Raw genomic sequence first — 25,894 nt, 5'->3', positions numbered from 1 at the left:
AAATCTCCTTCAAATCCTTATTTCTAGATATTAGTATTCAGTAATTAGGATAGGTGTTCCTATCGTGTAGACAAGCTCTCCTGGTTCCTTCTCGGCTGTGGCAATTTGCACATTATAAGGTATACCTTCCAGAATGAATTTGTCATTCCATAGTGGTGTATACCCGTAAATCAACTTTTTAAGCTTGGACATTTCGTATGAATCATACTGTTCTTCTATATGTACCAGCTGTAGCGATTCTGTCAAATTCTCCATAATCGCCCTATTCCCTATTGTATCATCTTCTATCACTTCAATACAAGTAAATGATTTGACATTTGCGTGGAAAAGTTTATTCAGAAGATTTTTACGTGTCTCGTCATATTCCTGCTGGACTGATTCGTTCCATGAGTCTCCTTTTAGGACGGCAATTAGTTCTATTTGCCCTGGATTTTCCTTCGCTATAATCATTCGTTTTTGGGTTGTAATTAATGCCGGTTTATCGGCACTAACAAAGTTAAATATTATACTATTTTCATCTTCTGTTCTAGATACGAAATAACTATTTTTTTTATCATTCACAATTTGTTCAAAGTCAGTTGTGTGGATTGTTTCTTTCAGGGTTACTTCCCAGCCTGTTAGTGGTAATTGGTTCGTAGTTGTAATTTCTGTCAGCGTGTGTAGTGGGTCTATTTCTGTATGTGCAGGAGTTGATCCTGTCAGCGTTATAAAGGTTGCGATTAGAAAAGATATAATGAACTGTTGCATAGTCGTTACCCCTCTCCATTTGGTTATTTCCAGTATGGACAGAAGGCAGAAATTTATTCATAGATTGGTAGAATGAGAGATTGACTAAGATTCTGAAGTAAAGAGTGGAGAAATAAATCCGAACAAGTTATAAATGGAGCATTAAAGCTTGAAAATACTTCACTTTAGCCGTGGGCGACTGGCGAGCCGCAACGAACAGAGCATTCTGTCGCTTCTCACCTAGGCTTCCCATCTAAATCCCGATGAATAAGAAGCTCTCGTGCCGGTGCTGGTCACAGGACGTGACTGTACTTGCCGGACCAATGAAGTCTAAAGTCTAGCGTATATTCCCGGAGCTAATAAAGATAATTTGTTCGGATTTAATCCATATTAGTATATATGCTCCTCCCCTTCATTGAATAACCTTTCCATTCGTTAACGTTAAAACAGATAGATCAGATCCTGTGACCATTGTAAGATGTCGAGGACGAATCTGCTGACTCCTGTTCCAATCATGATGGCAAGGAAGAGTAGGAAAATCCTGCCATCTTGTGGATGACCTTTTCGAATAATCGGATCAAAATTCAACTTGAGCATGACTCTCCATGTGAGCCAAATGAAAAATATATGCGAAATCATTCCAATTAGCGCAAACTGTCCAATTGAAAACATAAAACGACCTCCCATAAGGAATATTATTGTCGATATTTCCCGGGAAATGATTTCCGGAAACCGGGACAGGGGGTCAGAGCGATTGTCCTACTTTTAGTGGGACAGATGCTCTGACCCCCTGTCCCAATGAAAAAAATCTCTTATAACCTGTGGTGTCATAAGAGATTTTGTTTTTTATTTTCCGCCTGCGCTGAGGCGATTCATTGCGCGTTTGAGTGCTAATTCAGCTCTCCGGAAGTCGGTATCGTCTTGTTTCGCTTGTAAGCGACGTTCTGCCCGTTCTTTCGCCTCTTTTGCGCGGGCGACGTCAATGTCGCTTGCTTTTTCGGCAGTTTGCGCTAAGATAGTTACTTTATCCGGTCGCACTTCCATGAAACCGCCACTTATTGCGACTTTATAGGTTTCGTCATTTTTCTTTAAACGAGCGACACCTATCGCTAATGGAGCTACTAAAGGGATATGACCTGGTAGAATACCTAATTCTCCATCTTCTGTCATACAGACGATCATTTCATAATCCTCTTCCAGAACTGTACCACTAGGAGTTACAACACTCACATTTAGTGTTTTCAGGATAAACCCCTCCTAATATTGGTAAGAAGCAAGTAGAAATTCCTCATCTCTACTCACTTCTTCCATTTTTTATTGTGATTGTTTTGCTTTTTCCACAACTTCTTCAATGCTTCCTACCAGACGGAATGCATCCTCTGGAAGATCGTCATATTTACCTTCTAGAATTTCTTTAAATCCTTTTACCGTTTCGCTTACAGGCACATATGAACCTGGCTGACCAGTGAACTGTTCAGCAACGTGGAAGTTTTGTGATAAGAAGAACTGAATACGACGTGCACGAGAAACCGTCAGTTTGTCCTCTTCACTCAACTCATCCATACCAAGAATTGCGATAATATCTTGTAGTTCACGATATTTCTGAAGTGTTTGTTGTACTTCCGTTGCTACGCGGTAATGCTCTTCCCCTACTACTTCCGGGTCAAGGGCACGAGATGTGGATGCTAGTGGATCCACCGCCGGGTAGATACCTTGCTCTGAAAGTTTACGGTCAAGGTTTGTTGTCGCGTCAAGGTGTGCGAATGTCGTTGCCGGAGCCGGGTCCGTGTAGTCATCCGCAGGTACGTAGATCGCTTGAATTGATGTTACGGAACCTTTTTGCGTTGATGTAATTCGTTCTTGTAACTGTCCCATTTCAGTCGCAAGCGTCGGCTGGTAACCTACCGCTGAAGGCATACGGCCTAATAGCGCGGAAACCTCGGAACCTGCTTGTGTGAAACGGAAAATGTTGTCGATGAACAGTAAAACGTCCTGGCCTTGTTCATCACGGAAATGTTCAGCCATTGTTAGACCCGTCAAAGCAACACGCATACGTGCTCCAGGCGGTTCGTTCATCTGACCGAATACCATTGCCGTTTTAGCAATAACTCCAGAGTCTTTCATTTCAAAGTAAAGGTCATTACCTTCACGTGTACGCTCTCCAACTCCGGCAAATACGGAAATACCACCGTGTTCTTGAGCGATGTTGTTGATTAGTTCCTGGATCAGTACGGTTTTACCTACACCCGCACCACCGAACAATCCAATTTTACCACCTTTAATATAAGGTGCGAGCAAGTCAACAACTTTAATTCCTGTTTCCAAGATTTCTGTTTCTGTTGACAGTTCTTCAAATTCAGGAGCATTTCGGTGAATTGGATCTAAACGAACGTCTGAAGCGAGTGGCTCGTCCAGGTCAATGTTTTCACCTAATACGTTAAATACTCTTCCTAATGTCACATCTCCTACTGGTACGGAGATTGGTCTGCCTAGGTCTGTAGCAGGCGCGCCGCGTTGAACGCCATCCGTGGATGACATTGCAATCGTACGGACACTGTTGTCACCAAGGTGAAGTGCAACTTCCAATGTAAGCTTGCTTTCCACTCCATTTACGTTGATATCTACTACAAGAGCGTTGTAAATATCAGGAAGTTGGCCGTCTTCGAACTTAACGTCGACAACAGGACCCATTATTTGTGTAACATGTCCCTTACTCATGGATTTCCCTCCTAACAATAATCTCCAATCTGCTATTCAAGTGCAGCCGCTCCACCAACAATTTCGGTGATTTCTTGCGTGATTGCTGCTTGACGTGCACGGTTATATGCAAGTGAAAGGTCATCGATCAATTCATTCGCATTATCAGTAGCGCTCTTCATTGCAGTCATACTTGCCGCATGTTCACTCGCTTTTGCGTCTAATAATGCACCGAAAATTAGACTCTCAGCATATTGTGGGAGCAATACATCTAAAATCTTCTGTTCATTTGGTTCATATTCGTATTCACTGTTCGCATTTCCTAGATCTGCGATATCTTCTATCGGTAGTAACTGCTTCTGTGTAACGACCTGTGAAATTGCACTGACATAATGGTTATGGAAAATGATTAATTCATCAATTTCTCCATCTGTGTACATTTGCACCGTCTCGGAAGCCAGTTCTCTAATTTCGGCATATTCCGGTTGATCTGCTACACCAAGGATACTTTTGGCAATTGGTAAATTACGTCTTCTACAATACTCAAAGCCTTTTGATCCCATGACGATGAGGGTATATTCAGATGGGTCGTTATGACGCTCTTCAATTGTCTTCATGAGGTCTCGCAAAACATGACTGTTATACGCTCCGACAAGTCCTTTATCTGATGTGATAATCAGGTAACCAGTCTTGTTTACCTTGCGTTTTGTCAGCATTGGGTGTGAGACATCAGTATGGCTGTTAGCAATACTGCCGACAACTTGCTGAATCTTGTCGCTATAAGGGACAAAACCTTTTGCGTTACGTTCTGCTCTTCCCATTTTAGAGGCAGATACCATTTCCATCGCACCAGTAATTTGCTTCGTCTTTTTTGTAGAGTCAATTCGTGCTTTCAAATCTCTAAGTGATGCCAAGCTATTTCACCACCCTTTCGCAGTGATATGGGAGAGGACCGGTATAAAAGAACACCGGACCTCGGGTTTTTTAATTAATTTTTACGCATTTGATGGTAAGAAAGTATTCTTAAACGCTGTTACAGCTCCATCCATCTTCTCTGCATCTGGAAGTTGTCCGGTTGTGCGGATTTCTTCTAGTAGTTCGCTCTCGTTTGTAGCGAGCCAGATATTCATTTCCTCTTCAAAGCGGACGATATCTTCCACTGGAATATCATCGAGGAAGCCTTTCGTAAGTGCGTAGATAATCATCACTTGATTTTCTACAGCGAGTGGCTTATGCAGCCCTTGTTTCAGTACTTCAACTGTTCGCTCCCCGCGGTTCAGCTTGGCTTGTGTTGCTGCGTCAAGGTCGGAACCGAACTGGGAGAAGGCCTCAAGCTCACGGAATGAAGCAAGGTCAAGACGTAATGTACCTGCAACTTTCTTCATCGCTTTAATTTGTGCATCTCCACCTACACGGGATACAGATAGACCTGGGTTAATCGCCGGACGTACGCCGGAGAAGAAGAGGTCGGACTGTAAGAAAATTTGTCCGTCTGTAATGGAGATTACGTTTGTTGGAATATATGCAGAAATATCTCCTGCTTGTGTTTCAACGAATGGCAGTGCGGTTAAAGATCCGCCGCCTTTTGCGTCACTCAGTTTTGCTGCACGCTCAAGTAGACGTGAGTGGAGGTAGAATACATCTCCTGGGAAAGCTTCACGTCCTGGCGGGCGGCGTAATAGCAAGGAAAGTTCACGATATGCTGTCGCTTGTTTTGATAAGTCATCATAAACGACGAGTACGTGTTTTCCGTTGTACATGAATTCTTCACCCATCGCTACACCTGCATATGGAGCAAGGTAGAGGGATGGCGCCGGGTCAGATGCACCAGCAGATACAACAATTGTATAGTCTAATGCGCCGTAACGGCGAAGGACTTCTACTGTAGAACGTACAGTGGATTCTTTTTGTCCGATTGCAACATAAATACAGATCATATCTTGATCTTTTTGGTTAATAATCGTGTCGATTGCTACGGTTGTTTTACCTGTCTGACGGTCACCGATGATTAATTCACGCTGTCCGCGTCCAATTGGTACAAGCGCGTCAATCGCTTTAATACCTGTCTGTAATGGTTCGAATACCGATTGACGGTCCATTACTCCTGGAGCAGCCGCTTCAATTGGACGAGTTTTCGTTGTGTTAATTGGGCCCTGACCATCAATCGGCTGACCTAATGTGTTGACAACGCGTCCCAGAAGCTCCTCTCCAACTGGTACTTGCATGATTCTTCCTGTACGGCGAACTTCATCGCCTTCTTTGATGTCTGTAAACTCACCAAGAATAACGATACCTACGTTACTTTCTTCAAGGTTCTGTGCGAGTCCCATGACTCCATTTTCAAATTCGAGTAGTTCTCCAGCCATTGCATTCTCAAGGCCGTGTGCACGTGCAATCCCGTCCCCGATTTCAATAACTGTTCCAACATCCGAAACTTCGATATCTGTTTCAAAGTTTTCGATTTGCTGTTTTATCAGCTTACTAATCTCTTCCGCATTAATGCTCATACCATTTCACCCCTATCATCATTTGTTTGCTACTGCAATTTTCCGCTCAATCCGGCGCAATTTCCCACTGACTGAACCGTCATAAATCGTGTTCCCGACGCGAATTTTAATGCCGCCAACAAGAGACGGATCAATGACATTCTCAAATTCGAGGGTCGTTTTACCGATTCGTTTGGCAAAAGATATCTTCAAATTATGTTTCTCATCAGCGGTCAGTTCGCGAACAGAATAAACAGTTGCAACTTCAATTCCTTTTGCGTCGTTCACCCGTTTAATGAACGTTTCAACAATGGATGGAATAAGCATTGTACGATGGCGTTGTACAAGGAGTTTTACTGTATTAACGACATCTGTATGTAAGCCTTTGAAGCTTTTTGTTACAAGCTGTTCTTTTTGTTCCCCATTCACTCTTGGATGCAATAGGAATGCGTTTAAATCTTCATTTGTTTGAAAGACGTCACGGACGACTTTTAAATCATCCACAAATTGGTCCAGTGTGGATTTTTCTAAAGCTAGTTGAAAAAGAGCATCTGCATAACGCTTGGCTACTACGACTTCACTCATCGCTCTTCTCCTACCTCTTTAATGTAGTCATTAATGAATTCCGCTTGGTCTTGTTCATTGATTTCTTTCTCAATTACTTTACTTGCCACTAACACAGATAGGGAAGCAACTTGTGCTTGAAGCGCTTGGATTGCCTGTTCTTTTTCATTTTGGATATCCGCTTGCGCCTGTTCTTTGATACGTTCAGCTTCCGCGCGTGCAGATTCAATGATGTCCTGCTCTTGTCTTACACCGGCAGTTTTTGCATCTTCAATAATTTTCTGTGCTTCCTGTCTTACGTTGTTAAGCTGGTCGGCTGCGTCTTTTGCGGCCTTTTCAGCTTCCGCGCGGCTTTTTTCTGCTGCATCGATTTCATTAGCAACATAGTTTTCCCGCTTTTCCATCATGTTCATGACTGGTCCCCACGCGAACTTTTTCAGTAATGCAAGTAGAATTAGGAAGAAGATTAATTGAACAAGCATATCGCCCACTCGTAATCCTCCTACAGCTGCACCTACAGACATAAAGTCGATGTATGAATGCACTGCTTTCACTCCTTTCACGGATCTTTCGGAAACGGCTTCCCGCTTCCATTTATACTACAATCAAGTGATTTTTCATTTCATAAAGTAAAACTTAATTTTAGGGGTGTTCTTTTCATCCCTAAAAATGTTAGTAAAACCAATCGGCCGTTACTGGACGCGAGGATATCCCACTTAGAACTTCCATTTTTCGTCCATTCTTGATATAGGTCCTGCCTCCAGTTACACCGCAATAAAGGAATGGCGAAGATTCCACAAATCGATCCTCGCCATTTTCAACTTATTTAAGAACGTGTTCTTACAAGAAAATAGCCATGAATGCGATAACCGCTGCGATGATTGGAATCGCCTCAACTAGTGCTACCCCAATAAACATTGTACCTTGTAGTGAACCTTTGAGTTCTGGCTGTCTTGCAATACCTTCCAGTGCCTTACTAACGATCATTCCGTTACCTAGACCCGCACCTAATGCTGCAAGTCCGATTGCGATTGCTGCTGCTAAAGCTTCCATTAAAAATTTCCTCCTTTTTTATCTTAAAGCTATTGTTTTTTTATTTAATGGTCTTCTACGCTCACTTTATGAGACATGTACACCATTGTTAACATAACGAATACGTATACCTGAATTGCACCAATGAATAGCTTGAAGCCCATCCAGGCAAGTGTTGGAACTGCTGATAGTACGAAACTAAGGATCCCGGAACCAATTCCAGTTGCAAATCCTGTAGCTGTTAATCCAATAAGTAGACTTAAGAGAATTTCACCTGCATAGAGGTTACCGAATAGACGGAGACCAAGTGTTAAGGTGTTGGTAAATTCCTCAATAATCTTAAACGGTAGCATCAAAGGAACTGGACTGACATAAGTCTTGAGATAATGTTTCGTCCCGCGTAGTTTGATTCCGTAATAGTGTGTTAACACAACAACCATGGTTGACAATGTTAAGGTTAGTGTTGCGTCAGCTGTTGGTGATTTCCACCAGAGGTCGTCCCCAATTGTAACAACGGTGACGAGTCCTGCAACGTTACTGAATAAAATGTAGAGCGCGAGTGTGAGACCGAGTGGCAAGAATTGTTTCCCTGTCTTCCAGTCCATCGTGTCGCTGATGATACCTCTTACAAATTCAATGGCCCACTCCATGACGTTCTGTTTTCCTGTCGGCTTCATTTGGAGGTTGCGACTTGCCCATACACAGACGATGAATACAAGTGTGGAAATTACTGCAATCATAAATACGTTTGCGAGGTTAAAGTCGAGCCAGGATATCCCAAAAACATCTTCAACTATTGGAGCTGTATGATCCAAAATTATCACCCCTTTACATCGATGGTTTTCGAACATTTGACTGTTTTTCTACGATAACAGTCAAATTGCGGTTGTGTGGATATTTTAGATACCCACCTTAAAACCTACATATTACAGCTGCAGGTAGTATGTAGTGCAGAATTCATCTTGACTTTTTGTTGATTACAAAACGAAACATTCCATCAAGACCGAGTATGATGTAAGAAAGCATCAAACCAATTACTACAGCAATAATATGAAAGTTTTCCTCAAAGCGAATTGCGATAAGCACACCTAATACTGCTGCCGCCATTCTAGAGAACGTTCCCAAACCTCCACGTGCCTCACCTGATTCTGCTACTCTATCACCAAGCTGCTTTGTCTTGTGCTGGAGCAGCCATAGGTTGTAGAAACTGATTGCTCCACCTAACAGGAGTCCATTAAGAATCCTTGTATAAGGAAGAAACCCAACTCCGAGCACTATAAGTGCCAGTAAATAGAGCATCCATTTACGTTGGCGCGTTATCATACTTTCAAATTCGTTCATTTGTATTCTACGCTCCTACTGTGAAACATTCGCAGGCAGGCAATGAACTTCCCACTTGCGAGGCGCAGTTCTTCTACCCGATAGCAGAAGGTGATGTACCTCCAGTTGCCAGAAACTTGCAAGAATCAGCGACCTATACTTATGTACTTATGAGTCTTGCTAAAAACCTCCAACAGAATCGTTTACTCTATTTGTATGTTTTTTAACAAAGTCAGACGAATTTTCGAATAAATAACGAATAATTATCGAAAAATGTCCATACTCACACTAAGATAGTGTACCTTACTGGAACGGTCATTGTCAATTAGAATCCATAGATAAATGACATTCATTTCGTAACACTTTTATCCATCAATTCATCACAGGTTAAACCTACCATACCACTTCTAATCCACCACTATTATAAAGGAAATCAAGCATCATAAATATGACGTTTCTGTGAACGGTTTTTCAAACATCCCGGATATTCGGTGGGACATTGGGGTCAGAGGCGTTGTCCCATTAGGGTGGGACATCGGGGTCAGAGGCGTTGTCCCATTAGAGTATTGCCTTCGACCCCAAGTCCTGTTTTTATTCGATGTGGAGAGGGATTTCTGTTGTTTCTATTCTTTCGTCTTTGTTGATAGCGGTGATGATACCGAGATAGTTGCCTGGTGTTAATTTGTAACTAGGGATTTCTCCTTCGTTCATTCCGACAGTCGGTTCTTCCAGTTCCAGTAAATTTCCACGGTAGGTTAAGGTGTCGGGATCATATAAATCAACTGACACGAGCTGCAATTCCTCTGTTGAATAAAGACTATAGCTGTATACATCTTCTCTAAATGGTTTCAGACTAAATTCTATCCCTGCAATTTTCGGCTGGTCGGCCGATTGGTTCACGAAAAGATATGGTAAATGATATGTCTTATTTTCCGTTTGTTCCTTTAATGTCAGGAAACCTTCGTGGACCCCTTCTTCCAGTTCCGTGCTTGTAATGTTCAGTTTGATTTTTATTTCTTCTGTCTCGTGCGGCGCGACGTCAAACGATAAGGGAAGCTCCCATTCGATGCCCCGTTCACTCTTTGGAATGTCAAAGGAAAAGGATTGGGTATCAGATGAGCGATTTTCGAGTTGTACGGTAAACTCCTCTGCTTCATGCCGTTCTGTAATTTTCCCTGCTTCAAGTGTTCCATTCTTTATAATAGTCGGAGTTTCGATTGCTTGTTCTGGTTGGATAAGGCCATGTCCTTGAATCGATGGTGCGTGAAAATCACCGTTCTCTGTCTGTAGCGGTACTGCTGTTGTTTCTAATGCATGATAAATCGTATCCACACCCCAGTCCGGGTGGGCTTCTTTTAGTAAAGCAACCGCACCCGCGACATATGGAGCTGCCATACTTGTTCCGCTCAAATGCTCATATCCTCCAGGAACGGTACTGTTGATTGCTGCTCCAGGTGCCGTTACATTCGGTTTGATCTGCCAATTGACAGTGACAGGTCCGCGGGAACTGAAGGCAGCAATTGTTGTATCGAGGGATTCATAAACGGTATCGAGATACGTTACATTCTGTTCGATAAGCCATTCCCCGTCCTCTTTTGTAATTCCAGCAACTGGGATTTCCACTGTCGCGTCTTCTTCATTTTCGATGCCTCCATGGAGTTCTCCAGGTTCGTTATTATAAATTAAAACAGCTGCTGCACCTTTTTCCTGCGCTTGCAGTGCAAGGTCTCGGAAGGTTACTTCCCCTCGCTCGAACAGGGCAATTTTCCCGTTAAGATTCGTGCTGTCTTCATCTGCGTTTACAATTTTATAATCCTTCGTGAGCTCCCAGGCCGGCGCTCCCTGCATTGCAGCTAGGGAGATTTTTTTATTATCCGGCGCGTGGTAAAGATATGGCACCTCAGTAGGTGCTTGAACTGCCCCTACAGCTAAAGCATTTTTTGCGGTCGCTGGACTCCCGACCGTCCAAGGCTCAGGTCCGCTATTTCCATTGGCAATGACGACGGGAATACCGAGCTCAACTGCCTTATCAACCGCAATACTCGTCGGATAGTCGGGACCATTGACTTCATTACCGAGGGAGAGATTGATGACATCCATCTTGTCTTTTACCGCTTGTTCAAGGGCGGCAAGCACATGGACTGTCGAGCCAAAACCACCCGGGCCCAGAGCACGATAAGCGTAGAGTGAGGCTTCAGGAGCTATTCCTTGCAACTCTCCGTTCGCCGCGATTATCCCTGCGACATGAGTTCCATGGCTCGTCGGCATCCCTTCTTCCGGTATTGTTTCCATCGGGTCTTCATCAAGATCAAAAACATCGTACCCGCCAGCAAAGTTACTTTTTAAATCGGGATGGGTGTAGTCAATCCCAGTATCGATTACTCCGACTTTGATATTTTTCCCAGTATAGTTTTGCCGGGCGTCTCGCGGCTCGGTTTTCGGTTGTCCCGATGAATGTAACGGATCGGCTTTGTACGTCTGGACGTCATGGATACCTGTTATGAATTCTGCTGTGTGCAGCCGCTCGAGTTGTTCTGGTTTTCCTTGTAGGGCGATACCATTAAATAAAGTCGAATAAGTTGCGACGACTTCAATAAATGGATGATAGTTTTTGATATAATCCGCGTGCGCTTCCACGTTCCCCTCCACTTCGATAATGACCGTTTCCACTTCCTCCGCATGAACGGCGGGAAAATAAACGAAGCTCGCGATCAGGAAAAAAATAAATCCTCTCATGTTGGCCGCTCCTTTTGTCATGATAGGGTTAGTTTTTAATAAAAGTGTAAATATATGTATGTTTTTTTGTGAGTGGGGGGTAAGTGTTTAGGGCAGAATTGCAACGTCTTATCATGCGAGGGAACGCAGGGATGCTCCGGTTCGAGGAATTACAGCTGGCCTCATCACTTGAAGGTACGAGAAAAACTCGAGTTCGAGCGATTACAAGCCCTCTCATCACATAAGGAAACGACAAATAAACGGATTCGAATGATTACAAGCCCTCTCATCACACAAGGAAACGACAAATAAACGGATTCGAATGATTACAAGCCCTCTCATCACACAAGGAAACGACAAACAACCGGATTCGAATGATTACAGGCATAAGCAGCCAAAGCCAAAGAAAAAAGTATGCAGTTCTTTACAAAAAAGACTGCATACTTCCTATTTATTTTGTACCGAATAAACGGTCACCAGCGTCACCAAGACCTGGTATAATATAGCCGTTCTCATCTAAACCATCATCGATTGCACCTAGATAAATATCAACGTCTGGATGGTCTTCTTTGATGACGTCCACACCTTCTGGAGCAGCAACTAGGCACATGAGTTTGATATTTTTTGCGCCGCGTTTTTTTAGTGAGTGGATGGCATCGTTTGCTGAACCACCTGTTGCTAGCATCGGGTCAATTACGATCAGTTCTCGATCTGAGATATCAGATGGAAGCTTAATGTAATATTCGACTGGCTTGAGCGTTTCTGGATCACGATATAGTCCGACATGTCCTACTTTTGCAGCTGGGATTAATTTGCGTACCCCTTCAACCATTCCAAGTCCGGCACGAAGGATTGGAATAAGGCCGATTTTTTTCCCAACGAGTTCTTTTGTTTTCGCAACTGTTACAGGGGTTTCTGTTTCCACGTCCATTAAAGGAAGATCTCTTGTGATTTCGAATGCCATTAACATGGCCACTTCATCAACTAGTTCACGGAATTCTTTGGTGCCTGTGTGTTTATCACGGATTTTCGTTAATTTATGTTGAATTAACGGATGATCTAATACGAATACTCTACTCAATTGCAGATCACTCCTTTAAAATTTTCATATCCCTAAAAGTATACGGAAAAACGACAAGATATTCAAGCAGGATTATATATTTTTGAAAAAATGTTGAACTACATTTTAGTGGTGACAACCCTCAGCTAATTACACGAAAAAAAGAGGCTGGGATAAATTCCAACCTCGATTATTCATTATTTCGCATATAATGGAAAGCGTGCGTTCAAATTGAGGACGCGTTGTTTTAATTCTTCAAGAACGTCTTTGTTCTTGTGGTTTTTAAGTGCAGTAACCATAATTTCTGCGACTTCTTTGATTTCCTCTTCTTTGAAGCCACGGGTCGTGACAGCTGCTGTTCCGATTCGGACACCGCTTGTAATGAACGGGCCTTCTGTATCGAATGGAATCGTGTTTTTATTCGTTGTAATTAATACACTGTCGAGCACTTCTTCTGCATCCTTACCAGTGAATCCAAGTGGCTTCACGTCAAGGAGCAAGAGGTGGTTATCTGTACCGCCGGAAACGATGCGGATGCCTGCTTTCGATAATTCTTCTGCAAAGACTGCAGCGTTTTTAACAACTTGCTTTGCGTATGTTTTAAAGTCATCAGATAATGCTTCTTTGAACGCAGTAGCTTTTGCAGCGATAACGTGCATGAGTGGACCGCCTTGCATCCCAGGGAATACAGAGCTGTCGATTTTCTTCGCGAATTCTTGTTCACAAAGGATAACACCACCGCGTGGGCCGCGTAACGTTTTATGAGTTGTCGTCGTTACAAAATGGGCATGTGGTACCGGGTTTGGATGAACACCTGCCGCAACAAGGCCGGCGATATGAGCCATGTCGACCATCAAGTAAGCATCGACTGCATCCGCGATGTCACGGAATTTCTTAAAATCAATCGTCCGGGAATAAGCACTTGCACCAGCTACAATCAGCTTCGGTTTTACTTCTTTTGCTTTTGCTAAAACAGCATCATAATCGAGCTGTTCATTTTTTTCGTCTACCCCATACTCTTCAAAGTTATACAGTTTACCGCTGAAGTTAACGGGACTTCCGTGGGTAAGGTGCCCACCATGGTTTAAGTTCATTCCAAGTACAGTGTCCCCCGGCTGTAAAATAGCTGAATAAACAGCCATGTTCGCTTGGGCTCCAGAGTGTGGTTGTACGTTCGCATGATCCGCACCAAAAAGCTGTTTCACACGGTCACGCGCCAGATCTTCCGCCACATCAACGTATGTACAACCACCATAGTAACGTTTTCCCGGGTAACCTTCCGCATATTTATTCGTCAAGACAGATCCCATCGCTTCCATCACCGCCTCTGATACGAAGTTCTCGGAAGCAATCAGTTCGATGTTGTCTTGTTGACGTTTCTTTTCATCCTCAATTGCTTGATATAATTCCGGATCCGTTTGTTCTAATCCAGTTTGCTTCACTTGTTCCATTGTAGAGTCCCCCCTGTAAGTTGTTAAATATTATGAAAAGGACATATATCCTTCTATTTAATTGCTTCAAGTGTCTTGATAAACGGCTCGTTCGCCGCCAATTAATTTCGGTCTCGTCCGTGCGAGGCCAATCCGAGCTTCCCCGATATATTTCTTGCTGAAACGCAAAGGGACTACAACCGGTTTTAAATGCATGGCAATCATTGTTTCTCCAATATCCAACCCGGCGTGAGCTTTTGCCCCGAGTGATTCAACGACCACCGGTTCTTCCATATGCTTGTAGGCGAAAGAAGCCATCGAACCGCCAGCTTCCGGAACAGGAATGACTGTTACCTCATCAAGGCCGAAAGTTTTTGCTGCGTTTTGTTCGACAACGAGGGCACGGTTCAAATGTTCACAGCATTGGAAAGCAAGCTGGATATTCACTTCTTGCTTTAAACGGTTCAGTTCTCTGAAAATATGGGCGGCAATATCCTCTGTACCTGCTGTACCGATTTTCTTCCCTGCCACCTCGCTTGTGGAACAACCGATTACGAAAAGTTCATCTTCACGTAAATAATCAGTCGCAAGCCATTCATCGACGATTTTCTCCAAATCCACTTTTACTTGTTCGATTAACGTCACTTGGCTTCCCTCCATTAAACATTTTTTCAGAAAAATAACCATGCCTCTACTATACTACTTATTTGTCTTCATAGGAATGGATTTTTTCAATTCTTTTTGCATGACGGTCCCCTTGGAACTCGGTTTCAAGCCAAACTTTGGCAATTTCTCTTCCTAGAGATGGTCCGATAACGCGCTCCCCCATCGCAAGAACATTGGAGTTGTTATGTTCTCTCGTTGCCCGGGCACTGAATACGTCATGCACTAAAGCACAGCGGATTCCTTTTACTTTATTCGCAGCAATCGACATGCCAATTCCTGTTCCACAGATGAAAATTCCCCGGTCAAACTCTCCGTTTGCAATCCGTTCTGCTGCTGGGAGGGCGTAGTCTGGATAATCGACAGAGGTTGCACAACTCGCTCCAGCATCTTCGTACTCAATTCCCATTTCATCCATTAAATCCGCCACTTCATTCCTTAATGTTAAGCCTGCATGGTCGCCTGTTATTAAAACTTTCATGTTGTTTCTTCCTTTCCTTTTTTAAAGTTGGAATTGCTGTATTTGTTTTTTCAATTGATTCGCATGTTCTTCAATTTCTGTTGCGAGGCGGTCCACATCTTCAATGCTAGCCACCTGTTCTTGAATTGCCGCGTTCACTTCTTCCGCACCGGCTGAAGTTTCTTCCGCAATTGCTGCAACTTCCTGGGATTCACGGCTCGTATCTTGAATCGACTGTAATTGCTTATCAACAAGGCCGGAGATTGTTTCGATTTCGGACGCTACTTCCATGACTGAATTGGACATTTCTGCAAACGTCTCATTCGACTGTTTTCCATTCTTTGCTTCATTATTTGCAAAAACGACATTTTGATTAATATTTTCGACAACATTTTTCACGTCATCTTGGATGGAACCGATAAGCCGAGAGATTTGCTGAACAGCCCCGGCACTTTGGTCAGCGAGTTTCCGAATTTCTTCTGCGACAACCGCAAATCCCTGCCCGTGCTCTCCCGCCCTTGCTGCTTCAATAGAGGCATTTAACGCAAGGAGGTTCGTCTGTTCGGCGATTTCTCCAACCATCGAGATAATGGATTCCACTTGAATCGCATTTTGTTTTAAATTATTAACACTAGTTAACGACACTTGCTGTTCTTTTGCTATCTGGTCAATGCCTTGAACAAGATTGTTCACGACTTCCTTCGTCGCATTCAATGTATCAAGCATTTGATCGGATTTACCCTTTGACTCCCCTGCCCGGTCTTGAACTTTTAAGGCAAGATCGGACGCAATTTCGACAGATTCTGCTGTATTTTGAATCGCTACAGAGGAATCTTCAGCTCCATTTGAGATTTCCCCAATCGATGTACCGATCATTCGGGAATGAGTATGGGCAGTTGTTGATGCTTCTTTCATTTGTATAACTGCTTGATTCGTCTTGTCAAAGTTTTCATCAATATTTTGTACGATACTATTTAAATTCGTCAGCATGGTGTTGAATGAGAGGGCCAGACCACGTATTTCGTCATTCGATTTCGGGATTTCGACTGTCTGGTTCAAGTTTCCTTCCGCTGCAATCGTGGCAACTTTTTCCAGTTTTTCAATCGACTTGGTGATAAAGCTCGCGAAGAAGAAGGCTAGGATGCCCGACCACGTGATTCCAAGAATAAAGGTAATGATTGTGAACCATTCGAGACTGAACGGTATGTAATCCTGGAAAAAGTCATATAGGAAAAAAATAAAAACAAATGATGTGCTATATGTAATAATGGCTAATGAAACGGTGAATAAAACAAGCTTCTTACGGATACTGAATGAATATTTTCTCTCCATTTACTATTATTTCCCCTTTGCCGATTCTATTTTTTCTATTAGGCGGTCGATTTGCTCTTCTAATTCCGCACGAGTGGAACGGTATACGTGCAAGTCACCACCGTATGGATCGGAAATATCATACTCGTGACTTTCTTCATCTGCGTTACCTGTGTACTCTTTCAGTGTGTAAATTTTCGCTTCATATTCTGGATATTCCATAATAAGCAGCTGCTTATGCTGACTCGTCATTGTAAGGACAAGCTCTGCCCACCGGAGCAATTCTTCAGTGGCTGGTTGGGAACGGTGATCCAGTGTAATATTACACTCCTCCAGTGCTTTATAAGTATTGCCACTTGCACAGACTCCATCTACAGCAAAAACTCCTGCCGATTGAACCGCGACCTGTGGATATCGATCCCGTAAAATCGCTTCCGCCATCGGACTGCGGCACGTATTCCCTGTACAAACAAATAAAATATTCATCTCTTTTCCCCCCCAAGCAAGATAACACTGACTATCTACCTATAAATATACCACACTCTAGCACCCACGGACAGAAAAATCGGGACAGGGGGTCAGAGCATTTGTCCCATTTCGCGGGACAAATGCTCTGACCCCCTGTCCCTTTCAAGCGAGCAGGATGTATAGGCCAAATCCGAATAGGATGCTTCCGCCAAGGAGTTCACTGTATCTTCCTAGAAATCCTTGAACACGGCGCCCGATTAATAAGGCGATACAAGATAACAAGGCACTGGATGCACCGAATAATATAAGGGCAAGCGCAATATGGACCCCTGTAATCCCAAGACCAAAACCGACTGTGAAGCTATCCATGCTTACGGTAAAGCTAAGGATAATCAGACCAATTCCAGCTGGCTGGATGATGAGTTTTTTCTCTTCGGTAAAAGCGTTGAAAAACATCTGGGAACCGATGAAAACAAGTAACGCTCCCCCGATCAGGTGGGCATAACTTTCAAATGGCCCTGCTACCATTATTCCCATAAGAATTCCAATTAACGGCATGATGATATGAAATGCCCCAATGATTAAACTTATCCACAGAATGCGTTTTAATCGGATCTGCTGCATGCCGATCCCTAGGCAGACCGAAAAAGCGTCCAGTGCAAGAGCCTGGCCCATAAAAATGAGTGTGACAAATTCTCCTGTTGAAATGCCCAACAAAAATCCCCCCTTGGACATGCTTATACACTATATGCATGTCCAAGAGGGGATATGTGGAAAATTAACAAAGACGAAAACCGCGCCATACAGTAAGATTTGCTTTCGCGCGGCCGCCTAAAGATTGCGATTAATCGTCCCACCGAGGAATTTTTGTACGAGCGCGTTCAGTAGTCACAGCAATGCACAAACTGTACCTCCAGGATGGAAAGAAGTTCGATGTTGGTGCCTATATGTGCGTGATCTTAATCGATTTCCTTTTTACCTAAAGGGAGATTAAGGGGACGGGGACCTTTAGACCTATATCATGAAGTTGTAATTCATTTGAGTTTTGCTGGGTGCGGACGCCGTACCTGCAATTTTAGTTATCCACAATACTCTTACTTCTTATTATACCACCAGCGTTTAATAAAACGAAACTTCATTCAGTGGAAGTTCCGACGCACAGAACGCGTTAATGTCGATGTTGCGAGACGAATCGCTTTTTTCATCCAATTACTATAATTAAACTAAGGGATATAATCCGTCTTCGCTTTTTTCAAACGGTTCATGATTGCTTGTCCGATTCCCGATTCGGGAAAAACTTCAGAAACGATTATATCCACATCCGATCTTTTAACTTTCCGTAAGTTATCATACAGCTTGTTTGCAACATCTTCTAAGCTTGAGCCGAGGCTAAGTTTCAAATCTGCTTCGACAAGCTCGAGAATCGCATCACGCGCAAGAAGAGCAACCTTTTTTCCTTTCGCGGTTTCCTCAGCAATTACGTTTTGGATTTTCTCCGCACCTCCGCCCACAAGCCACAGGGGAACATCCGGTGAATAATGTTTATATTTCATCCCCGGGGAGGCAGGTTTATCCACAGTTTCATTCACGGGCTCGGCAACAGGAACAATTTGTTCAATTTGTTCTTTCGTAATGCCACCTGGGCGAAGAATCACAACATCGTGTTCCCTACAGGAAATGACAGTAGACTCCACACCCACCCCAGTCGGACCACCATCTACAATCCCCGATATCTTCCCGTTTAAGTCCTCATCCACATGGTCTGCAGTGGTCGGACTTGGCTTACCCGAAAGATTGGCACTCGGGGCAGCGACCGGGAAATTACATGCTTGAAGCAGCTCCAAGGCAACCGGATGATCAGGGATACGCACACCGATTGTGGATAGTCCAGCAGTCACATTCTCTGCACAAGCCCCATTACTTTCGAGCACGTATGTTAATGGACCGGGAGAAAAAGCAGTAATTAAGTCATCCACATATTCGGGGAGGTTATCCACAAGTTGTTGCAATTGTTCAACATTTGCGACATGGGCGATAAGCGGATTATCTTGAGGTCTCCCCTTCGCTTCAAATATTTTCGCGACGGCTGACTTGTTCGTTGCATCAGCTCCAAGACCATACACCGTCTCAGTCGGAAAAGCAACGGTCTCTCCAACCTTTAGGAGGGCAGCTGCCTCGCTAATGAATTGTTTATTTATCGTCGTTCCTCGTTGTATGTTCCATCGTTTCGTTTCCATTCATTAAATCCTCGTTTCTCTTTCGTTAACCTTCGCTACTATGTTACCAGTTTAGTTGATATTTTTATATTGTGCAATCCACTGATTTATCCACAAAAAATCCTGCGGCAATTTATCCACAGGACTTTATTCAAAATAAGTGGGCATATAAACATTTTTGAAATTTATAAGTAAATTATCAACAAGTTATTCACAGGAAAATGTGGAAAATAAAATAGCTGTTTACGAAACGTGATAACTCCACCAACACCCTGATGTTACTGACTTCTCGGGGATATTTTGTTTATTTTTTTCCTGTTGGAAGTCAAGCGACTCAAGCAGGATATCCACAACCGGTTGGTGACTGTGGACATATACAATTTTTGCCTCTTGTTTACGGGCAATCTGCAGAATCGTTTCCAGCAAGACAGGTAACTTCGCGGCATGTGACTGGGTAATATAGAGCTGCTTCAACCAACATCCACCAGAATCCAATTCATCAAGAATAAAACTCGCCTCAATCCGCCCTCCAATTTCTACTACAAATCCCTTATCAAAGAGTAACGGTTTATCGATACGGTCATTTCTCGTCAAGAAATCATCAAGCTGCTCATAGGTCGCGTGTTTTACGGGCATTACTTTCATTTCGATTCACCTCTACTAGATTTGATTGTTCCCTTTCTGACATGTTATGCAAATCGAAGAAAACTATGACCAACCAAGCCATTCAAAAAGGAAAAATTTAATCTCGGTTTCCTCTTCTTCCTCTAGTTCTTGGTCTAACTCGCCATCTTTCGCTTCTACCGTTGTTCCGAATGAGAAATCAAGAAAGCAAAGGGGCGGGAATAACACACACCACCAGTTGGAGCCATCACCTTCACCAAGTGTAATTAAAATCGCTTCATACTCACCTGCCGGGTACAGATAGTCCCCATACAACTTCATTGGAAACGTAATATTCTTGCCGTAATCTACTGTGTATTCCCTATTTTCATCCGACTCTTGCAAAACTTCTCCGACAAGCTGGTCAATTTCAGGCAGACGCTCCTGAATGAGTTCGCGTGCTTCCTCAATATCTGTAATATCCGCCACCCATCTGCTTACTACTTTATTAACTTCATCTCTTACCTCACGCTTGATTTGCTGGTCCTTTTCCTCATCACTGTTTGCTAAAATCCGCAGGCGAATCGCTTCGTCAGGAATGACCTGGTAATCTAGATTTTCTGTTTGTTCATCGGGAGTCCATCCCGCAAGACTTGTCCACATAAAAGCTATAATAAAAATAAAGAATACTAGTTTTTTCATTTTCGGTACTCCTTTTTCAACTGAATTATCCACAGTATGACCAAAGAAACGAAAATTTAAACTAGTATTCTAGTAAAAAGTTATTTGTCACGTATTAACGGTCTGTAATACCTGATTCTGTTCAACTAAACATTCAGTGGGCGAGGTAAGGATACACCCACTGAATGAGTTTCACTTTAGCAGATTTTTACGAGAACGATACGATCTTTTCCGTTGATATCTTGAATGATTTCCACATTGCTGTCAGGGAAACTTTCCTCTACAAGTTGTTTCACTGCTTCTCCTTGCATATGCCCGATTTCAAAGGCAATCAAGCCGTTTCGATTGATAAGCTCCGTTGCTTGTTTCACGATTTTTTTATATGCAGCAAGTCCGTCGTCTGCTGCAAAAAGGGCAAGATCGGGATCGAAGTTTTTCACCGTGTCATGAAGTTCCCCCCGTTCCGCTTCAGCAATATAAGGCGGATTTGAAACGAGGATATCCACAGGTAGTTGTCTTTCCGTGAGTGGTTGTAAAAAATCACCTTCAAAAAAAGTAACATCAGCTCCAAGCCTCGCTGCATTCGCCCGCGCGACGTGGAGTGCTGCCTCGGAAATATCGGTTGCGAAAACGTCTGCTTCAGGGAGTTCCAAGGCCAGTGTAATCGCAATAATTCCGCTACCCGTACCTACATCAACGATTCTCACCTTTTGATTTCCCCTCAAGTATACGGCTGCAATCGTATGCTGCACGAGTTCTTCCGTTTCCGGGCGGGGAATGAGGACTGATTCATTCACCTGAAAACGCCGGCCGTAAAATTCCTCATAACCGGTAAGATGCTGTAATGGGATACCCGTGTTTACATGCTTTTCCAGATCCGTTTGAAAAGCATGATACACTTCTTCCGGAATCGTCTCACGCATATTTAGGAAAAACGCTGATCGCGAGAGGCCGAGATGATGTTGGAGGAGTAACTCGGCAAAACGAGGTTCTCGGTTATTTGCTTCTAAAAAAAGAGAAGCCCGTTTCAGGACTTCATATTGTTTTAACGTCATTTTATTCACCAATTTGCTCTAATTTCGCTGTCTGTTCTTCTAAAACTAGGGCCTCAATAAATTCATCTAGTTTCCCGTCAAGAATTTGATCGAGCTTTTGGATAGTAAGCCCGATACGATGATCCGTTACACGGTTCTGCGGGAAATTATATGTGCGGATACGTTCGGAACGGTCACCTGTACCAACCGCAGACTTACGCGTTTCATCATATTCTGCTTGAGCTTCCTGCTGGTATTTATCATAAATTCTTGCGCGCAGAACTTTCATTGCTTTTTCTTTGTTTTTAATTTGTGATTTCTCATCTTGGATGGAGACGACAATTCCTGTTGGTTCGTGGGTCAAACGAACGGCTGACATTGTCGTGTTAACACTTTGTCCTCCAGGTCCGCTCGAGGCAAAGGTATCAACACGTATATCTTTTTCATGGATATCTATTTCCACTTCCTCCGCTTCCGGAAGTACTGCAACGGTTGCGGTCGATGTATGGATACGTCCGCCAGATTCTGTTTCTGGTACACGCTGCACACGGTGGGCACCGTTTTCGTACTTCAAGCGAGAATATACATCTTTTCCATTAATCATGAAGATAATCTCTTTATAGCCGCCGACACCTGTCGTGTTTGCTTCCATCACATCTGTTTTCCAGCCCTTTTCTTCGGCATAACGGGAATACATCCGGTATAAATCACCAGCAAAGAGCGCTGCTTCGTCTCCTCCTGCCGCACCGCGGATTTCCACGATAACGTTTTTACCATCGTTCGGGTCTTTTGGCAATAGAAGGACTTTCATATTGTCTTCTAATGTCTCGAGTTGTTCTTCAAGTTCACTGATTTCCATTTTTACCATTTCTTCCATATCACCGTCGAGCTCATCCTCGAGCATTTCTTTCGCATCGGAAAGCTCAGTCGATAAACCTTTATATTCGCGGTATGCTTGAACAACATCTTCCAAATCAGATTGTTCTTTTCCGTACTCGCGTAATTTATTCGGATCACTCGACACTTCCGGGTCACTTAATAATTCATTCAATTTATTATAACGATCTTCCAACGCTTGTAAGCGATCTAACATCACGAACACCTCTTTTTGAATTAACACTCTAATTATAGTATAGCCGCTACAGTTGGTCAAAATTTTTTTAAGATGCGGAGGTGGTAAACACCCGAGGTAAGTCGTTGATTGAGTTATACTGCTTATAAATGACCGGAAAGTTGAATCAGCTCGTTTTTCCAGCGATTATAAGCTGGAGTAAGTGGGTGGCATTCTTGTTTGAGAGGTTGGAGCACTTGTAATCAATCGAAGTAGTGGGCCCGGTACGTTTTTTCGAACGATTAGGGCCCATAATAAGCCGAAGACGTCAGTTGCCCGCCTGTTCGAGCGGTTAGAGCACCTAAAGCAATCGAAGTAATGCTCTACCGACTCGTTCGAAAGTTTAAAACTTCTCTACTAAACTCCAATCGATTAAAAATGCTCTATTTTGTGCTGTTTGTTAACTTGTTAACGAAACCTATTCTACTAGGTTTGTTCGGTACTTCATGATGATGTCTGCATCTTGGTTCATAGGATTCAGAGGCACCGACGAGAATGACCGGATCATCGTAGGAGGCTGGTTTTCCGTTGATTAATCGTTGCGTGCGCGTTGCAGGTGATCCACAAATCGGGCAAATTGCATTAAGTTTCGTTACGTATTCACTCATCGCCATTAATCTTGGCATCGGCCCGAATGGTTCACCGCGGAAATCGGTGTCGAGTCCGGCAGCAATGACAAGGATGCCGCGATTGGCGAGTTCATCAATTACTTCAATGATTGATTCATCAAAAAATTGCACTTCATCGACGCCGACAACTTCAACTGTTTCGTCGACGTACTCGAATATATCTTTTGCATGTTTGATCGGGCGAGCCATAATTGTCGTTCCGTTATGAGATACGACGGACTCGTCGTCATACCGGTTGTCGATTACCGGCTTAAACACGCGAATCTGCATATTTGCATAGCTGGCGCGGCGAATCCGGCGTATAAGTTCTTCTGATTTTCCTGAAAACATGCTGCCGCAAATTACTTCGATCCAGCCGCTTTGCTTCATCATATACATGTGCGTTGACCTCTTTTCTTGTTGCATAGCAAACAATAAAATAAAAATGCTGTGGATAACTAGTTGCTAGTACTAGCCACGTCTAGCGCCCAGTGACTCGGACTGCTTCAGTTTATACGCCGCTTTGCCTACCGGACGTGCTTAGTATAAGCGCCCGCGTAACGAATCGCGTACTTAGCCTGTATGGGCACTTCCTCCTTTATCTCGCTAACAAATTGCTTATACAAGTGTATACCAATTTGCAGTGTATTTTAACCCTGTTCGAGAAAAATATTAAAATTAATTTTGAGTGTAACAAGCATGATATATAAACAAACAAAAGACAGGCAAATTGGCTTTCGACATTTTGCCTGTCTTTTTTATTATTTCAATCTAGATTTAAGGGCTGGCGAGTCCTTTCACCCTTTTGTTCAATTCTAGGTTCAATCTAGATTCGGCTCCTTGAAGCTGTCGTCATAAGCATGGGACACGAATAGCGGGGAGTGCACCCGCTTTTCGGTCCCTTGCTAGCGTTCAGCTTCCGAACAGTCGCCTCACCTTTTTATTTCATATTATATTTCTTCTTGAATCGGTCTACTCGTCCGCCTACGCGATCGGCTTTTTGTTTGCCTGTGTAGAACGGGTGGGAGTCTGAGCTGATTTCAACTTTGATTAGTGGGTACGTGTTGCCGTCCTCCCATTCAATCGTTTCGTTAGACTCTCTTGTAGAGCCGCTTAAGAATTTGAAATCTGAGCTTGTATCAAGAAAAACTACTTTACGGTATTCTGGATGAATATCCTTTTTCATTTCATTCCACTCCTTTTTGCCCTGAATCCTGTGGAGACAGAGTTATTGTAAGAGCCGTCATAAGTGATAAAAAACTTATCAAAACTCACATAAAAGAATTATACCAGTATCAGTTTAAGTTTGCAATCATTTTTTTATACCAAAAAGTTATACCTAAAGCACGATTTATTTTTCTGTGCGCTTGATGCCTTTGCGTTTCATTTCTTCTTCCATCTCATATAAGAATTCTTCGTTTGTTTTTGTGCTCTTGAGTTTTTTCAGGAAACGTTCAAGAAAATCATTGGAATCTTGCATTGTTCTGCGAAGTGTCCACATTTTATCTAAGTGATCTTTGTCGACGAGTAATTCTTCTTTCCGTGTACCGGAACGCAGAATATCGATCGCTGGGAAAATACGGCGGTTCGCGAGATTACGATCAAGATGAAGCTCCATATTCCCTGTTCCTTTAAATTCTTCATAAATAACATCATCCATACGGGAGCCAGTATCAACTAAAGCGGTTGCTAAAATAGTGAAACTGCCACCTTCTTCAATATTACGCGCCGCTCCAAAAAAGCGTTTCGGACGGTGAAATGCTGCTGGGTCAATCCCTCCAGATAGCGTCCGTCCACTTGGCGGAATAACAAGGTTATAAGCCCGAGCTAGTCGTGTAATACTATCCATCAACACAATCACATCGCGCTTATGCTCAACAAGACGCATCGCACGCTCTAAAACAAGCTCAGAGACGCGGATATGACTTTCCGGTACTTCATCGAAAGTTGAACTTACGACATCGACATCTGGTGCGACAGATCGTTCAATATCGGTAACTTCTTCCGGACGCTCGTCCACTAAAAGGATAATTAATTTTGCTTCAGGATGGTTCTTGGAAATGCTATTCGCGATTTCTTTGATAAGCATTGTTTTTCCAGCTTTTGGTGGGGCGACGATTAACCCACGTTGGCCATACCCAACCGGTGTCATCAAATCTATGATTCTTGTTGATAATTTATCAGATTCTGATTCCAGTTTCATAAACCGGTCCGGATAAAGGGCGGTCAGTGCCGGGAAATGAACCCGGTCTTTTGAAGAATCCGGGTCTTCACTGTTTACAGCATCTACATGGAGCAGACCGTAGTAACGTTCATTTTCTTTAGGTGGTCGCACTTTTCCAGAAATTTTATCTCCATTACGGAGATCGAATCTACGAATTTGGGAAGCTGAGATATAGATATCTTCCGCGCTCGGTGAATAGTTGATGGGGCGCAGGAAACCGAATCCTTCCGACGGGATGATTTCGAGCACCCCATCCATGAACAGGAAGCCATCTTTTTCCGCTTGGCTCTTTAAAATAGCAAAGATAAGTTCCTTTTTCGTTAATTTCGCATAATAGGAAATTTTGTACTCTTTTGCTAATGCATATAATTCTTTTAGTGTTAATGTTTCCAATTGGGAAATTGTTAATTCCGCCATAAATATATCACGCCTATTCTTTTGTCTTTGGTTTGCTATTATTTTATAAATTTATCACGTATTAACGG

General features: G+C 43.1%; 27 protein-coding genes. All 27 read right to left on the bottom strand.

The window, feature by feature from the left end; translation table 11 throughout:
- Positions 1–30 precede the first annotated feature (30 nt).
- The 27 genes from GN217_RS00590 to rho all read right to left on the bottom strand — a co-directional run bounded on the left by GN217_RS00590 (position 31) and on the right by rho (position 25,826).
- Complete coding sequence (locus GN217_RS00590) at positions 31–747, bottom strand: YwmB family TATA-box binding protein (RefSeq protein WP_156854279.1); 717 nt, start codon at positions 745–747, stop codon at positions 31–33.
- A gap of 420 nt (positions 748–1,167) precedes the next feature.
- Positions 1,168–1,398, bottom strand: a complete 231-nt coding sequence (locus GN217_RS00585) for a DUF1146 family protein (protein WP_156854278.1) — start codon at positions 1,396–1,398, stop codon at positions 1,168–1,170.
- A 174-nt stretch (positions 1,399–1,572) separates the two neighbouring features.
- On the bottom strand, positions 1,573–1,971 hold the full coding sequence (locus tag GN217_RS00580; protein WP_156854276.1) for a F0F1 ATP synthase subunit epsilon: 399 nt from the start codon (positions 1,969–1,971) through the stop codon (positions 1,573–1,575).
- A gap of 69 nt (positions 1,972–2,040) precedes the next feature.
- Positions 2,041–3,444, bottom strand: coding sequence for a F0F1 ATP synthase subunit beta (gene atpD, locus GN217_RS00575; protein ID WP_156854274.1), 1,404 nt, complete (start codon positions 3,442–3,444; stop codon positions 2,041–2,043).
- Positions 3,445–3,476: 32 nt separating this feature from the next.
- The gene (gene atpG, locus GN217_RS00570) at positions 3,477–4,337 is read right to left on the bottom strand and encodes an ATP synthase F1 subunit gamma (RefSeq protein WP_156854273.1); all 861 of its coding nucleotides are present in this window, start codon (positions 4,335–4,337) and stop codon (positions 3,477–3,479) included.
- An 81-nt stretch (positions 4,338–4,418) separates the two neighbouring features.
- Positions 4,419–5,930: a F0F1 ATP synthase subunit alpha gene (atpA, locus tag GN217_RS00565; protein WP_156854271.1), complete on the bottom strand. Its 1,512-nt coding sequence runs from the start codon at positions 5,928–5,930 to the stop codon at positions 4,419–4,421.
- 18 nt (positions 5,931–5,948) lie between these two features.
- Positions 5,949–6,494 carry a F0F1 ATP synthase subunit delta gene (locus GN217_RS00560; RefSeq protein WP_156854269.1) on the bottom strand — a complete coding sequence of 182 codons (546 nt, stop codon included), beginning with the start codon at positions 6,492–6,494 and terminating at the stop codon, positions 5,949–5,951.
- Entirely contained in the window at positions 6,491–7,018 is a 528-nt protein-coding gene (gene atpF, locus GN217_RS00555) for a F0F1 ATP synthase subunit B (RefSeq protein WP_156854267.1), read from the bottom strand. Before atpF ends, GN217_RS00560 begins: the two co-directional genes overlap by 4 nt.
- 295 nt (positions 7,019–7,313) lie before the next feature.
- A complete protein-coding gene (gene atpE / locus GN217_RS00550; RefSeq protein ID WP_156854265.1) occupies positions 7,314–7,526 on the bottom strand; it encodes a F0F1 ATP synthase subunit C in 213 nt (70 codons plus the stop codon).
- Positions 7,527–7,570: 44 nt separating this feature from the next.
- The gene (gene atpB, locus GN217_RS00545; protein WP_156854263.1) at positions 7,571–8,320 is read right to left on the bottom strand and encodes a F0F1 ATP synthase subunit A; all 750 of its coding nucleotides are present in this window, start codon (positions 8,318–8,320) and stop codon (positions 7,571–7,573) included.
- 142 nt (positions 8,321–8,462) lie between these two features.
- The gene (locus GN217_RS00540; protein WP_156854261.1) at positions 8,463–8,846 is read right to left on the bottom strand and encodes an ATP synthase subunit I; all 384 of its coding nucleotides are present in this window, start codon (positions 8,844–8,846) and stop codon (positions 8,463–8,465) included.
- Between the two features lie 570 nt (positions 8,847–9,416).
- The gene (locus GN217_RS00535) at positions 9,417–11,561 is read right to left on the bottom strand and encodes a S8 family serine peptidase (RefSeq protein WP_156854259.1); all 2,145 of its coding nucleotides are present in this window, start codon (positions 11,559–11,561) and stop codon (positions 9,417–9,419) included.
- Between the two features lie 430 nt (positions 11,562–11,991).
- Entirely contained in the window at positions 11,992–12,621 is a 630-nt protein-coding gene (upp, locus tag GN217_RS00530; protein WP_156854257.1) for a uracil phosphoribosyltransferase, read from the bottom strand.
- Positions 12,622–12,797: 176 nt separating this feature from the next.
- Positions 12,798–14,051 (bottom strand): serine hydroxymethyltransferase, encoded by a 1,254-nt coding sequence (locus GN217_RS00525; protein WP_156854255.1) that lies wholly within the window; start codon positions 14,049–14,051, stop codon positions 12,798–12,800.
- A gap of 66 nt (positions 14,052–14,117) precedes the next feature.
- Positions 14,118–14,690 carry a TIGR01440 family protein gene (locus tag GN217_RS00520; protein ID WP_156854253.1) on the bottom strand — a complete coding sequence of 191 codons (573 nt, stop codon included), beginning with the start codon at positions 14,688–14,690 and terminating at the stop codon, positions 14,118–14,120.
- A 43-nt stretch (positions 14,691–14,733) separates the two neighbouring features.
- On the bottom strand, positions 14,734–15,174 hold the full coding sequence (rpiB, locus tag GN217_RS00515) for a ribose 5-phosphate isomerase B (RefSeq protein WP_156854251.1): 441 nt from the start codon (positions 15,172–15,174) through the stop codon (positions 14,734–14,736).
- Positions 15,175–15,195: 21 nt separating this feature from the next.
- Entirely contained in the window at positions 15,196–16,485 is a 1,290-nt protein-coding gene (locus GN217_RS00510; protein WP_156854249.1) for a methyl-accepting chemotaxis protein, read from the bottom strand.
- A 6-nt stretch (positions 16,486–16,491) separates the two neighbouring features.
- The gene (locus tag GN217_RS00505; RefSeq protein ID WP_156854247.1) at positions 16,492–16,950 is read right to left on the bottom strand and encodes a low molecular weight protein arginine phosphatase; all 459 of its coding nucleotides are present in this window, start codon (positions 16,948–16,950) and stop codon (positions 16,492–16,494) included.
- Positions 16,951–17,094: 144 nt separating this feature from the next.
- The gene (locus tag GN217_RS00500; RefSeq protein ID WP_232334278.1) at positions 17,095–17,646 is read right to left on the bottom strand and encodes a manganese efflux pump MntP; all 552 of its coding nucleotides are present in this window, start codon (positions 17,644–17,646) and stop codon (positions 17,095–17,097) included.
- A 509-nt stretch (positions 17,647–18,155) separates the two neighbouring features.
- A complete protein-coding gene (locus GN217_RS00495) occupies positions 18,156–19,169 on the bottom strand; it encodes an L-threonylcarbamoyladenylate synthase (RefSeq protein ID WP_156854243.1) in 1,014 nt (337 codons plus the stop codon).
- Between the two features lie 222 nt (positions 19,170–19,391).
- Positions 19,392–19,793: a GNAT family N-acetyltransferase gene (locus GN217_RS00490; RefSeq protein ID WP_156854241.1), complete on the bottom strand. Its 402-nt coding sequence runs from the start codon at positions 19,791–19,793 to the stop codon at positions 19,392–19,394.
- A 63-nt stretch (positions 19,794–19,856) separates the two neighbouring features.
- A complete protein-coding gene (gene spoIIR, locus GN217_RS00485; RefSeq protein WP_156854239.1) occupies positions 19,857–20,453 on the bottom strand; it encodes a stage II sporulation protein R in 597 nt (198 codons plus the stop codon).
- A 176-nt stretch (positions 20,454–20,629) separates the two neighbouring features.
- Positions 20,630–21,487: a peptide chain release factor N(5)-glutamine methyltransferase gene (prmC, locus tag GN217_RS00480; protein ID WP_156854237.1), complete on the bottom strand. Its 858-nt coding sequence runs from the start codon at positions 21,485–21,487 to the stop codon at positions 20,630–20,632.
- Position 21,488: 1 nt separating this feature from the next.
- On the bottom strand, positions 21,489–22,559 hold the full coding sequence (gene prfA, locus GN217_RS00475) for a peptide chain release factor 1 (protein ID WP_156854235.1): 1,071 nt from the start codon (positions 22,557–22,559) through the stop codon (positions 21,489–21,491).
- A 401-nt stretch (positions 22,560–22,960) separates the two neighbouring features.
- Positions 22,961–23,584 carry a thymidine kinase gene (locus GN217_RS00470; protein ID WP_156854233.1) on the bottom strand — a complete coding sequence of 208 codons (624 nt, stop codon included), beginning with the start codon at positions 23,582–23,584 and terminating at the stop codon, positions 22,961–22,963.
- A 541-nt stretch (positions 23,585–24,125) separates the two neighbouring features.
- A complete protein-coding gene (locus GN217_RS00465) occupies positions 24,126–24,371 on the bottom strand; it encodes a type B 50S ribosomal protein L31 (protein ID WP_156854231.1) in 246 nt (81 codons plus the stop codon).
- 165 nt (positions 24,372–24,536) lie between these two features.
- Positions 24,537–25,826, bottom strand: coding sequence for a transcription termination factor Rho (rho, locus tag GN217_RS00460; RefSeq protein WP_156854229.1), 1,290 nt, complete (start codon positions 25,824–25,826; stop codon positions 24,537–24,539).
- Positions 25,827–25,894: the final 68 nt, after the last annotated feature.

Origin of the sequence: Oceanobacillus sp. AG, from assembly GCF_009746545.1 — a bacterium.
Taxonomy (GTDB): Bacteria; Bacillota; Bacilli; order Bacillales; family Amphibacillaceae; genus Oceanobacillus; species Oceanobacillus indicireducens.
The sequence above is the reverse complement of the archived record's forward strand: the minus strand, read 5'-3'. Positions and strand labels throughout refer to the sequence as shown.